The 11764-nt window shown below is 69.8% G+C and carries 8 protein-coding genes; 6 read left to right on the top strand and 2 right to left on the bottom strand.

Annotated features, from left to right (window positions below):
- Positions 1-83: 83 nt before the first annotated feature.
- Genes ACFY01_RS29675 through sbnA form a run of 5 tightly spaced genes read left to right on the top strand, consistent with a single transcriptional unit; the run spans position 84 to position 8351 of the window.
- Complete coding sequence (locus tag ACFY01_RS29675; protein WP_390738823.1) at positions 84-2705, top strand: Pls/PosA family non-ribosomal peptide synthetase; 2622 nt, start codon at positions 84-86, stop codon at positions 2703-2705.
- The gene (locus ACFY01_RS29670; RefSeq protein WP_390738822.1) at positions 2702-5200 is read left to right on the top strand and encodes an amino acid adenylation domain-containing protein; all 2499 of its coding nucleotides are present in this window, start codon (positions 2702-2704) and stop codon (positions 5198-5200) included. Before ACFY01_RS29675 ends, ACFY01_RS29670 begins: the two co-directional genes overlap by 4 nt.
- Before the next feature lies 1 nt (position 5201).
- A complete protein-coding gene (locus tag ACFY01_RS29665) occupies positions 5202-6206 on the top strand; it encodes a TauD/TfdA family dioxygenase (RefSeq protein WP_390738821.1) in 1005 nt (334 codons plus the stop codon).
- Complete coding sequence (gene sbnB, locus ACFY01_RS29660; RefSeq protein ID WP_390738820.1) at positions 6203-7273, top strand: 2,3-diaminopropionate biosynthesis protein SbnB; 1071 nt, start codon at positions 6203-6205, stop codon at positions 7271-7273. Before ACFY01_RS29665 ends, sbnB begins: the two co-directional genes overlap by 4 nt.
- Positions 7274-7325: 52 nt before the next feature.
- Positions 7326-8351, top strand: a complete 1026-nt coding sequence (sbnA, locus tag ACFY01_RS29655) for a 2,3-diaminopropionate biosynthesis protein SbnA (RefSeq protein ID WP_390738819.1) — start codon at positions 7326-7328, stop codon at positions 8349-8351.
- Here sbnA and ACFY01_RS29650 read toward each other — a convergent pair.
- On the bottom strand, positions 8306-9043 hold the full coding sequence (locus tag ACFY01_RS29650; protein ID WP_390738818.1) for a 4'-phosphopantetheinyl transferase: 738 nt from the start codon (positions 9041-9043) through the stop codon (positions 8306-8308). The two genes, sbnA and ACFY01_RS29650, sit on opposite strands and share 46 nt — an antisense overlap.
- Before the next feature lie 58 nt (positions 9044-9101).
- Positions 9102-11027, bottom strand: coding sequence for an N-acetylmuramoyl-L-alanine amidase (locus ACFY01_RS29645; RefSeq protein WP_390738817.1), 1926 nt, complete (start codon positions 11025-11027; stop codon positions 9102-9104).
- 189 nt (positions 11028-11216) lie between these two features.
- Here ACFY01_RS29645 and ACFY01_RS29640 point away from each other — a divergent pair, with 189 nt between their 5' ends.
- Positions 11217-11582 (top strand): transglycosylase family protein, encoded by a 366-nt coding sequence (locus tag ACFY01_RS29640; protein ID WP_390738816.1) that lies wholly within the window; start codon positions 11217-11219, stop codon positions 11580-11582.
- Positions 11583-11764: the final 182 nt, after the last annotated feature.

Here is an 11764-nt window from a genome sequence, read left to right as displayed (position 1 = left end):
TCGGACGCGGTGGGAAAATAGTCATCAGTTGGCGAATGTCAGGATTTATCAATCCCTCTCCGTACGTGCTCCGTATAGATGTTATGACGTCAGATTCGAAGCTCACGTCACGCGCGGCCCGGAGCGGTGCCCGCAGCGGCCGACCGGAAGACGAACCCGTCATCGGGGAAGCTCCGGCCGGTGCGGGACCTTCGCTATCCCCACAGGTCCCGCCGGCGGGTGAAGGGCACGACGCGCCCCCGCTGGAACAGGCTCTCGCGGAAGTCATGGCCGATCTGGTGTCCGTCCCCGAGGTACCGCCCGACAGTCACTTCTTCGACGACCTGGGAGCAGACTCCCTGGTGATGGCGCATTTCTGCGCACGGCTGCGCAAGAGGGCGGATCTGCCCTCGGTGTCGATGAAGGACGTCTATCAACATCCCACGATCAGCGGCCTGGCGGCAGCGCTGCCGGACACTGCGCCGGCGCGCCCGGAGCCGCGGGAGGCTCCGGCGCCGGTGTCGCGGGCCACGGCCCCGTCGCCCCAGGCGGCGGGCATGGCGCCGTACGTGCTGTGCGGGTTCCTTCAGGCCGTCGCCTTCCTCGGTTATGCCTATCTGCTGGCGCTGGCCACCGCTTGGGGATACGAATGGATCTCCCGTGGGCCGAGTGTGCTCGATGTGTACGTGAGGTCCGTGCTGTTCGGCAGCGCGGGCTTCCTGGGGCTGTGTGCCCTTCCCGTCGTCGCGAAGTGGGCGCTGGTCGGGCGCTGGAAGCCCGCGGAGATCCGGATATGGTCCCTGGGATACGTCCGCTTCTGGATCGTCAGGACGCTGATCCGTTCGGGCCCGCTGGTGCTGTTCGTCGGCTCGCCGCTGTATGTGTTCTATCTGCGGGCGCTGGGGGCGAACATCGGGCGGGGAGTCGTGATTCTCTCCCGGAACGTGCCCGTTTGCACGGACCTGCTCACCATCGGTGAGGGCACCATCATCCGCAAGGACTCGTTCTTCTCCTGCTATCGCGCTCATGGGGGCGTGATCCAGCCGGGCCCGGTCAGCATCGGGAAGTCGGTGCTCGTCAGCGAGGCCACGGTGATCGACATCCGGACGGTGCTCGGTGACGGGACCCAGCTGGGGCACGCCTCCTCGCTGCACAGCGGTCAGGTGGTCCCCGACGGCGAGCACTGGCAAGGGTCCCCGGCGGACCGGGCCTCGGTGGACTTCCAGGTCGTGGGCGAGATGCCCCGCGCCGCGCTGCGCCGGGCCACGCACACCGTCATGCAGCTGGCGGGCGCGTTGCTCGTGTACGTGCCGCTCACGGTCGGTGGCACGGTCATGCTGCTGGTCGGGGTTCCGCAGATGAGGATGGTCATCGAGCCGGGACCCGCGGTGCTGGGCAACGCGACGTTCTACCGTGATGTGGCGGTGGCGGCGGCCATGCTCGTCGTCGGCGGTGTGGCACTCGGCCTGTTGCTCGTCAGCGTTCTGCCCCGGGTGCTCGGCCGGATCCTCGTACCGGGACGTGACTACCCCTTGTACGGATGGCGTTACTCGGTACAGCGCGCCATCGCGCGGCTCACCAACAGGAGGGTCCTCACCCGGCTGTTCGGTGACAGCTCCTGCATCGTTCACTATCTGCGGGCCATCGGCTACGAGTTCTCCCACATCGAGCAGACGGGGTCGAACTTCGGCACGGAAGTCAGGCATGAGAGCCCCTCCCTGAGCTCCGTGGGCAGCGGGACGATGGTCGCGGACGGCCTGTCGATCATGAATGCGGACTTTTCCAGCACCGCGTTCCGGGTGTCCCGGACATCGATCGGCGCGCACAGCTTCCTGGGGAACCGGATCGCCTATCCCGCGCGGTCACGGGCGGGCGACAACTGCCTGCTGGCGACGAAGGTCATGGTCCCCGTCGACGGCGAGATCCGGGAAGGCGTGGGGCTGCTGGGCTCCCCAAGCTTCGAGATCCCGCGGACGGTTCTCCGCGACAGCCGATTCGACCGGTTCAGGAGCGGCGAGGCGCTCCGCCGGGGCCTCGCGGCGAAGAACAAGCACAACGCGGCCACCATGGGCTGGTACCTGCTGTCGCGTTGGGCCTATCTCCTGGGTGCCGCTCTGATCGTCGCCGGGGCGACGGACCTGTACGCCTCGCTCGGGGCCTCCGCGCTGGCGCTGGCCGATGTTCTCGGCCTGCTGTTCACCGCGGTCTATTTCGTGCTGGTCGAGCGTGCCGTCACCGCCGCGCACCGTCCGGGCCCCTTGTACTGCTCCATCTACGATCCCCGGTTCTGGTGGCGCGAGCGTTACTGGAAGGTGCCTTCGGAGACGTACCTGCGGATTTTCAACGGCACTCCGTTCAAGAACGTGATGTGGCGGATGCTGGGTGTCCGCATCGGGAGCAGGGTCTTCGACGACGGCTGCTACCTGCCCGACCGGCCGATGGTGGCCATCGGGGACGCCTGCACGCTGAACGCCGGGAGCATCATCCAGTGCCACTCGCAGGAGGACGGCACCTTCAAGTCCGACACCACCACGATCGGCAGCGGCTGCACACTCGGTGTCGGCACGCTCGTCCATTACGGCGTGACGTTGGGCGACGGCGTGGTGCTGGCCCCCGACTCCTTCCTCATGAAGGGCGAAGTGGTCCCCCGGCACGCGCGGTGGGGCGGGAATCCGGCACGGGAGCTGGACCAGGCCCGCCAGGACGCGGGGAGGTGCGGTCGATGACCGTCGAACCCGCCCTCGACGGAGGTGGTGTCACCAGGATTCCGCGCTGGTCGCCGGTGCCGGTGCCGGGCGTCGCGGAACACGATGCGGTGATTCCCGAGGAGACCGTGACCGCCGTTCACCGGCTGGCCCAAGAGCTGACCGTGCCGACCAGTTCGGTCCTGCTCGCGGCACACGCGAAAGTACTGGCCGCGCTGACCGGCGAGCAGGAGGTCACGACGTACTACATCACCGAGCCGGGCGGTCGGCCGCTGCCGTGCGGGCTGACGACACAGGTGCCGTCGTGGCGGACTCTGATCCGGGAAGCCCGGCGTGGCGAGACGGAACTGCCGACACACCGCAACGTCCCGCTGTCCGGACCGCTGAGCGAAGCCTCTTTCGATCCGCTCCCCGCAGCCGGCGCCGACCCGGGGCGCGAACTCCCCGCCGGCACCGTGTTGCAGGTCGGCACCGCCCGGCACGGCAACGGCACCGTCCTGCAGCTGCGGTACCGCCGCGACACGCTGGACGCCCGGTACGCCGCGCGCGTCGCGGGGTACCACCTGGCCGCGCTGGCCTTGATGACCGCCGCACCGGACGCCCCGCACGAGTCCCAGAGCCTGCTGTCCGCGCAGGAGATCCGCTTCCAGCTCGACGCGCTCGCCGGTCCGCGGCGAGAACTCCCGCGACGCTGTGTCCATGAACTGATCGAGCAGCGTGTCCAGGAGGACCCGAACGCCGTCGCCATCGTGCGAGGGGCCCGGCAGTGGACGTACGCGGAACTCGACGAGCGTGCCGACACAGTGGCGGGGGCTCTCCTCACACGCGGGGTGGGGCGCGAGGACGTCGTCGCGGTGGTGACGGAGCGAAACCTCAACTGGGCGGCCGCCGTGCTGGGCGTCTTCAAGGCCGGGGGCGTCTACCTGCCCGTCGAGCCGCACTTCCCCGCCGGCCGCATCGCGACCACGCTGTCGCGAGCGGGGTGCCGGCTCGTGCTGACCGAGCCGGGCAGCACCACCACCCTCGCCCAGGCCGTGGAGACGCTGCCCGGGGTACGGACGCTGCTGGTCGACGCGGCGTACGAGAAGACGCCTACTGCCAAGAACCCCGGTGTCGACGTGTCCCTGGACCAACTCGCCTACATCTACTTCACCTCCGGCTCCACGGGAGAGCCCAAGGGCGCGATGTGCGAACACGCGGGGATGCTCAACCACATCCATGCCAAGATCGACGACCTGCGCATCGGCAAGGGACAGGTCGTCGCCCAGACGGCGCCCCAGTGCTTCGACATCTCCTTGTGGCAGCTGCTGGCGGCGCTCGTGGCCGGGGGGCGGACCCTGCTGGTCCCCCAAGAGGTGATCTGGGACGTCCCGCGCTACGTCGACACCATCGCCGACGGCCGGGTCAACGTCCTCCAGGCCGTGCCCTCGTACCTCGACGCCGTGTTGTCGTTCCTCGAGCGTTCCCCGCGCGAACTGCCCGACCTCCGCTGCGTGTCGGTCACCGGCGAGGCGTTGCGGAAGGAGCTCGTGGAGCGCTGGTTCGCCGCCCAGCCGGGCGTCCGGCTCGTCAATGCCTACGGGCTCACCGAGACCTCGGACGACACCAACCACGAAGTCCTCGACGGCGTACCGGACACCGCGCGGATCCCGCTCGGCCGTCCCGTCAACAACGTGCGGGTCCGCGTCGTCGACGACAACCTGTCCCTGGTCCCGCTCGGCGCGCCCGGCGAGATCGTGTTCTCCGGAGTCTGCGTCGGCCGCGGCTACGTCAACGATCCCGAGCGCACCCGGCAGTCGTTCACGACCGATCCCTACCGCGCCGGCGACCGGCTCTACCGGAGCGGTGACTACGGCCGTTGGCTGCCCGACGGCAAGCTCGAATTCCTCGGCCGCCGGGACAGCCAGGTCAAGATCCACGGCTTCCGCATCGAGATCGAGGACGTCGAGAACGCGCTGCTGAAGGTGCCCGGCGTGCGCACCGGCGCGGTGGCCGTCGCCCAGGGCGAACGCGACAGGCGCCTGGTGGCCTTCTGCTGCGGTGGGCCACCGCTTGACGACTCCGCGATGCGCGACCAGCTGGGCAGGTGGCTGCCTGCCTACATGATCCCCTCGGCCTTCCACTGGCGCGGTGACCTCCCGCTGACCGTGAACGGCAAGGTCGACCGCAAGGCGCTGGCCGCGCTCGCCACGGGACTCGACGACACCGGGCCCCCCAGCACCTGCGATGCCACCGCCGCGGAGCCCGACGAAGCCCCGCGGACACCGGCGGAGCGGCGCCTGGCCGCCGCGTGGGCCACGGTGCTCGGCATCCCGCGGTACCGGATCGGCCGTCACGATCACTTCTTCGACAACGGCGGAACCTCACTCACCGCGGTCCAGCTCGCCATCCGCCTCGACCGCGCGCTGACCCCGAAAGACCTCACCCGGCACCCGGTCCTCGCCGACCTGGCCCGGCTGCTCGACGCCAAGGCGGCGCCGCCCCCGACCGTTGAACCGTCACCGGAGGCAATGTGAGATGTCCTCCTCATTCACCAGCCGACCGCTGGAGCCGGACGTGCGGCTCGACCGGGTACCGGTCCTGACGACCGGTCCGACCGACGATCCGTCCCGTTGGGCGACCGAACACCGCGACAGGCTGCGGAGCCTCGTCACCGAGCACGGTGCCGTTCTCGTCCGCGGTCTCGGTCTGCGCGACCTGTCCGCGACAGCCTCGGTCTTCAGCCGGCTGGCCTCCGGCCTGATGGACGAGAGGGAAGCGTTCGCGGCCCGGCGTTCCTTCGGCAACGGCGTCTACTCGTCGTCGAAGTGGCCGCCCAACCAGCCGATGTGCATGCACCATGAGCTCAGTTATGCCCTCCGGTTCCCGAGCATGCTGCAATTCGCCTGCCTGAGCGCGCCGGACAGCGGCGGTGCGACGGCGCTCGCCGACTCGCCGGCCGTGCTCGAGGCCCTGCCGGACGGACTCGTCGAGCGGTTCGAGCGCGAAGGATGGCTGCTCGTGCGGAACTACAACGAGGACATCGGCGCCTCCTGGGCCGATGCGTTCGGCACCGACGACCCAACGGCCGTCGAGGACTACTGCCGCGCCTCCGCGATCGAGTTCTCCTGGCAACCCGACGGCGGTCTGCGCACCCGCCAGCACCGCAGCGCCGTGATCCGTCACCCGCTCACGGGGCGGCGCTGCTGGTTCAACCAGATCGCGTTCCTCAGCGAATGGACACTGGATCCCGAGATCCGCGAGTACCTGGTGGATGTCTACGGCGCCGACGGGCTGCCGTTCAACACCCGTTACGGCAACGGCGACGCGATCTCCCGGGAGACCGTCGACCTCATCAACGGGGTCTACCAGGCCAACACCGTACGTGAACCCTGGCGGAACGGTGACCTGTTGCTCGTCGACAACCTGCGTACCGCACACAGCCGAGAAGCCTACGAAGGCCGGCGCGAGGTGCTTGCCGCCCTGGCCGACGCGGTGCGACTGGCCGACTGCTCGCCGACCGTGGAGGTGATCCCGTCATGACCACCGCCTACTCCCCCACCGCCCGGTTCACGCCCTCCGGGACGCTCCGTGTGCCTCCCTTCGCCGTCATCTCCGGCGCCCAGGTGCGGGGGGTGCTCCAGGGGCAGGAACAGCGGATCGTGCGCCTGGTGGAGGACGCCTATCGGCTGCACGCCGAAGGGGACTCGGTGAACCCGCCCTCCTACTTCCTGCGTTTCGACGATCGTCCGGCGTCCCGGATCATCGCGCTGCCCGCGTCGCTCGGGGGCGAGACACGGGTGGACGGCCTCAAGTGGATCTCCAGCTTTCCGCAGAACGTCGCGGCCGGCATCCCCCGGGCATCGGCGGTACTCATCCTCAACGACCATGACACCGGCTATCCGTTCGCGTGCCTCGAGAGCTCGATCATCAGCGCTTCCCGGACGGCCGCGTCGGCGTCCCTGGCGGCCGACCGGCTCACCCGGAACGGCCCGCGCCCGGCGAACGTCGGCTTCGTCGGCACGGGACTGATCGCCCGTTACATCCACACGTTCCTGGCCGGCACGGGATGGTCGTTCGAGAACACCGGCGTGTTCGACCTGTCCCGCGAGAACGCCGCGGCCTTCCGATGCTGCCTCGAACAGTCCGGAGCCGCGGGGCACATCACCGTGCACGACAGCGCCGAACAGGTGATCCGCCTCAGCGACCTGGTCGTCTTCGCCACGGTCGCCGCCCGCCCCCACATCCACGACCCGGCATGGTTCGCGCACGCTCCTGTCGTTCTCCACGTCTCGCTGCGCGACCTGGCGCCCGCCGTGCTGCTCGCATCGGCCAACATCGTGGACGACGTCGAACACTGCCTGCGAGCCGACACATCACCGCATCTCACCGAACAGCTCACCGGCAACCGCCGGTTCCTCGACGGGACACTGGCGGACGTCATGGGTGGGCTCGTGACACCACCGGCGGACCGCCCGGTGGTCTTCTCACCCTTCGGCCTGGGGGTGCTCGACCTGGCCCTGGGCAAGTACGTCTACGACCGACTCGCCGACTCCGGAGAACTGCATGTCGTCGATGACTTCTTCCACGAGCTGAACCGCTACGGATGAGCGGTCGGCAACCCCATCGGGCACTGAGCCGCTCTCACCAACGGAGGCCATCGTGCCAGTCATTTCGGAGCCCTCCGGCTTCAACGAGGAAGACCTCTACGTCGACCTGCGGTCGATCTTCGGGCTCCCACTGTTCCTGAAATGCGAGGGCTTCAATTTCGCCGGCTCCATCAAACTGAAACCGGCGAAGGAGATGGTCGAGGCCGCCGAACAGGAGGAGCTCATCACGCCCGACTCGATCCTGGTGGAGTCCTCGTCGGGCAACATGGGCGTGGCTCTGAGCGTGATGGCGGCCAGCAGGGGCTACCGGTTCCTGTGTGTGACGGACTCCCGCTGCAACCTGTCGACCCGGCTGTTGATGGAGGCGCTCGGCGCCCATGTCCACGTCGTCACCGAGCCCAGCCCGGACACGGGTTTCCTCGGTGCCCGTCTGGAGTACATCCGCGGACTGTGCCTCCGGGACAAGCGGTACGTGTGGCTGAGCCAATACACCAACGCACACAACTGGAAGGCCCATTACCACCGGACGGCACCGGCCATCGCTCGCTGGTTCCCTCATCTCGACGTCCTGTTCGTCGGCGCGGGCACCACCGGAACGCTCATGGGATGTGCCCGCTGGTTCAGACACTGGCACCGCCCCGTGCGGATCGTCGCGGTCGACACGGTCGGCTCCGTGACCTTCGGCGGCGCGCCCGGGCGCAGGATGATCCCCGGGCTGGGCATGAGCATCCGGCCGCCCCTGCTGGACACGTCGTACGTGGACGAGGCGATACAGGTGGAGGAGGCCGACACCATCCGGGCCTGCCACCGTCTGGCCAGCCACGGTTTCCTCTTCGGCGGCTCCACTGGCACCGTGGTCAGCGGAGCGGTCGACTGGCTGTCCCACCGCGACGACCAGCGCGCCACCGCCGTCGCCATCGCCCCGGATCTCGGCGAGCGCTATCTCGACACCGTCTACCAGGCCAACTGGATCCACGCTCTCTACGGCGCCGACCTGCTGCCCACTGACGCGCGGTCCGACGCCGATCCACGTCAGGCCCGGCCGGCTCCGTCGGCGCGGTCACCCGGCACGCCGTAGGTCCCGGCCGCGCGGTCTTCCGCCCCTCGCGACCGCGCCACCGTCACGGCCGTCAGCACAAGACCGGCGCGGACCGCGAACCGTCCGTCGAACCCGGCCGGCGCCGTCGGGTCGAGGGCGGGCTCGGCCAGACGCCCGTGGAAGGTCTCCTCTGACGGGTCCACGGTGAGGAGCACATCCGTGAAGTCCAGCCACTTCCGGGTCAGCGGGAACCACGCCTTGTAGACGCTCTCCTTGGCGCTGAACAGGACCCGGTCCCAGTGGACTCGCCCCCGGGGCAGGTCGTCGAGAGCCGCCGCTTCCGCTGGGATGGTGACGGCTTGCAGAACGCCGCTCGGCAGTCCGTCGTGGGGCTCGCCGTCGATGCCCAGCGAAGCCAGATCCCGCTCCAGCGCCACCGCCGCGGCGCAGTAGCCGCGGCAGTGCGTGATACTGCCGACAACCCCCCGCGGCCACACCGGCTCTCGATGCGTCCCGATCGGAATCGCGGCGGCCGGCCGCCCCAGAGCCCGCATGGCGCGCCGGGCACAGGTCCTGCCTGCGGCGAACTCCCACTTTCTGGCCTCCGCCACCCGCCCCAGAGCCGCGGCCTCCTCGGGCAGCAGCCGCACGTCGCTGTCGCGCCCCACGATCTGCGCGGCGCGAGCGACGGCGGGCAGGAGCCCGGCGATCGACTGCGAGGGCCGGGTCATACCAGCAGTTTCGCCCGCGTCGGTCAGTGCGGCGAGTGCGCGGTCGACGGTGTCCGGCTCATTCGGGGCCCGCGGGCGTGGCCTCCGTGACGTCGCCGGCGTAGACGAGGGCCACCCGGTGGTTGTACTGGACGGTGTACATCTTCCTGCCGCCGAGGACGACCCTGCCGCTGGACGGGAAGTAGTCGTCGGTGACGGCCGGGGGCCGGGTGGCGACGTAGGCCTGGCCGGCCGGGACGGTGTACTGGGCCAGCGGTTTCTGGGTCGAGGCGCCCAGGCCGGACGGGTACTCGGAGGCGTCCGGGTAGCTGGAGCCGTAGACCGGCACCGGCGCGTCACCGGAGGCACGGACGACGGTCACGCCCTCGGCGCGGGAGGTGTTGCAGCCGTGCGGGTTGTGGAACCACACCTTGGACCCGCTGAACCAGATCGCCGTCCAGTCGCCCTCCTGCCCGGCGACGACGAACTGCTGACCGGCCTGTGCGGTGCTGCCCCAGTCGTTGATCCGGTCGGTGCCCGAGGCGTTCGGGTGCAGCGCCTGGTCACCGAAGAGCGGGGCGTCGTCCTGGGGCGCGGTGCGCAGGTACACGAAGTTCGCCGGACCGGACCGTTCGGCGCACTCCGTGGTGGCGCCGGTCGGGTCGTCGGACGGGCAGACCTGCACGGTCTGCTGGTTGCGGTCGAATCCGGGGGTGATCGTGACCACCGAGCCGGCCGGGCCCACGCCGTGCCGCCCGGTGACCGGAGCACCGAGCAGGCTCATGAAGTGCTCCCAGTCCCATGCCGGTCCCGGATCCCAGTGCATCCCGGAGACCAGCGCCGTGTTGGGCCCGGCCACGTTGTCGTGTCCCAGGATGTGCTGCCGGTCCAGCGGTATGCCGAAGCGGGCGGCCAGGTACCTCACCAGTTCCGCCGTGGCCTCGTACTGGGCCTCGGTGTACCAGGTACCGCCGTGGGCGGCGTAGCCCTCGTGTTCGATGCCGATCGAGTGCATGTTGGCCGAGTAGTTGCCCGCGTGGAACGCGAGGTCCTTGGTCGGCACCATCTGCGTCACCGCGCCGTCGGAGGACCGCATCACATAGTGCGCCGCGCCGCCGCCGGGGGTCTGGAAGATGTTGATCGCGGACTCGTAGGACGACTCGGTGTCGTGGATGACGATGGAGTCGATACGGATGCCGTTCGCGGGGCGGTCGGAGACCTGCCCGTTCGAGGGGGACGCCGCGACGAAGGTGCACGACACGGTGACCGGACACTCCGCCGTGGTGCTCTGGGCGGTGACCGACTTCCGCGCGGTCGACCCCGAGCCGGCCGTACGCAGGTCCGGCACGGCGCGCAGGGTGACCCGCTGCCCGTCGTCGGTGGTGCGCGAGACCCCCTTGCGCAGGGTCGCGTAGACCCGGTCGGCGTACGCGACCGCCGCCCGGCGCTCGGTGGAGCCGCTGAACCGCGCCACCGCCTCGTACCACGCGCCCGGGTCCGGGGACAGCTCACCGGCCGATTCCTTCTGGTACGACGCCAGGAGCGCGGCGCCGGCGCGTATGTTGGCCGCCGGGTCCGTACGCAGCGCACGGGCCGTCAGACCGGTCAGGCGAGCCGCCTTTTCGAGGGTGTGCAGCGCCGGGTCCGCCGCCGTCTTCGCCAGATCCGCCCGGCCGACCGCGCCGGTGTCACCACCGGCCAGCATCGCCGGCGTGACGTCCGTCAAGTGCATGGGCCCGTAGCCGCCGTCGGCGCTGTACCTGCCTTGATGCGCCTCCCAGGCCGACTGCTGGTACGCGACGGCCAGCAGGACCGCCACCGGCACCCGGTACTCGGCGGCAGCGGCGGCGAACTGGTGCTGCCGCTGGGATGCCGCGCCGGTGACCGCGGGTGCGCCGCCGGGCACGGCGACCGCCACGGAGGGCGCGGACATGCCGGCCGTGGCCAGCAGCCCGGCAGCGACGAGCGCGGTGCCGCGGCCCCGCGCAGGGATGATGCGTCTCATCAAGGTTCCTGGACTCTTTTGGAGGGAGCCGAGCTCGGGCGCGGCATTCAACCCCCTGCCCTGAGCGGGCAGTTGACGAAACTAGCACATGTCGCGCCACTGACGGGGGCAGGCTCCGAACGGGCTCGCGTCGCCCGAAGAGACGTCAATTCGGGCATAACAGACACTTAGCCATTACTGTCATTTGACATGATTTCAAACTATGAGAGTAATCGGCTCCAGAACAGCGGGCCGAACAAGCGACGTCGCCTGACACTCGGACTGTTCCCGCTGGTCGCGGCCCTGCTGACGACCGCGACCGCGTCCGCGTCCGCGCACGCCACGGCACTGGGTGCCGACTGGGATGCCATCGCACGATGTGAATCGAGCGGGAACTGGCACGCGAACACGGGCAACGGGCACTACGGAGGCCTCCAGTTCAAGCAGTCGAGCTGGATCGCCGCCGGCGGACTCAAGTACGCCCGCCGCGCGGACCTGGCGACGAAGAAGCAGCAGATCGCCGTGGCCAGGCGCCTCGCCGCCCTCCAGGGCATGAACGCCTGGACATGCGCGTAGCGCCGGCGTACCGCGCCGGCTGGATGATGGGCTGCGAGTACGACTTGTGGTGGCTCCGCCACGGGGGCGGGGCCTGGGCATGGCGGACGGCGAGCGGCCGGCACCGCTCCTGGCCGAGGTGCGGACCGCCTTCGACCGGGCGGGATGCTGGATCGTGCGGGGCGACGACGATCCCGGTCGGC

It is taken from the genome of Streptomyces sp. NPDC001480 (assembly GCF_042894725.1).
Taxonomy (GTDB): Bacteria; Actinomycetota; Actinomycetes; order Streptomycetales; family Streptomycetaceae; genus Streptomyces.
This window is presented reverse-complemented; position numbering and strand designations above follow the sequence as displayed.

What these genes read in the sequence shown, in the direction of transcription:
- ACFY01_RS29675 (WP_390738823.1), top strand. Translation starts at nt 84, where the DNA reads ATGACGTCAGATTCGAAGCTCACGTCACGCGCGGCCCGGAGCGGTGCC.
- ACFY01_RS29670 (WP_390738822.1), top strand. Translation starts at nt 2,702, where the DNA reads ATGACCGTCGAACCCGCCCTCGACGGAGGTGGTGTCACCAGGATTCCG.
- ACFY01_RS29665 (WP_390738821.1), top strand. Translation starts at nt 5,202, where the DNA reads ATGTCCTCCTCATTCACCAGCCGACCGCTGGAGCCGGACGTGCGGCTC.
- sbnB (WP_390738820.1), top strand. Translation starts at nt 6,203, where the DNA reads ATGACCACCGCCTACTCCCCCACCGCCCGGTTCACGCCCTCCGGGACG.
- ACFY01_RS29650 (WP_390738818.1), bottom strand. Translation starts at nt 9,043, where the DNA reads ATGACCCGGCCCTCGCAGTCGATCGCCGGGCTCCTGCCCGCCGTCGCT.
- ACFY01_RS29645 (WP_390738817.1), bottom strand. Translation starts at nt 11,027, where the DNA reads ATGAGACGCATCATCCCTGCGCGGGGCCGCGGCACCGCGCTCGTCGCT.
- ACFY01_RS29640 (WP_390738816.1), top strand. Translation starts at nt 11,217, where the DNA reads ATGATTTCAAACTATGAGAGTAATCGGCTCCAGAACAGCGGGCCGAAC.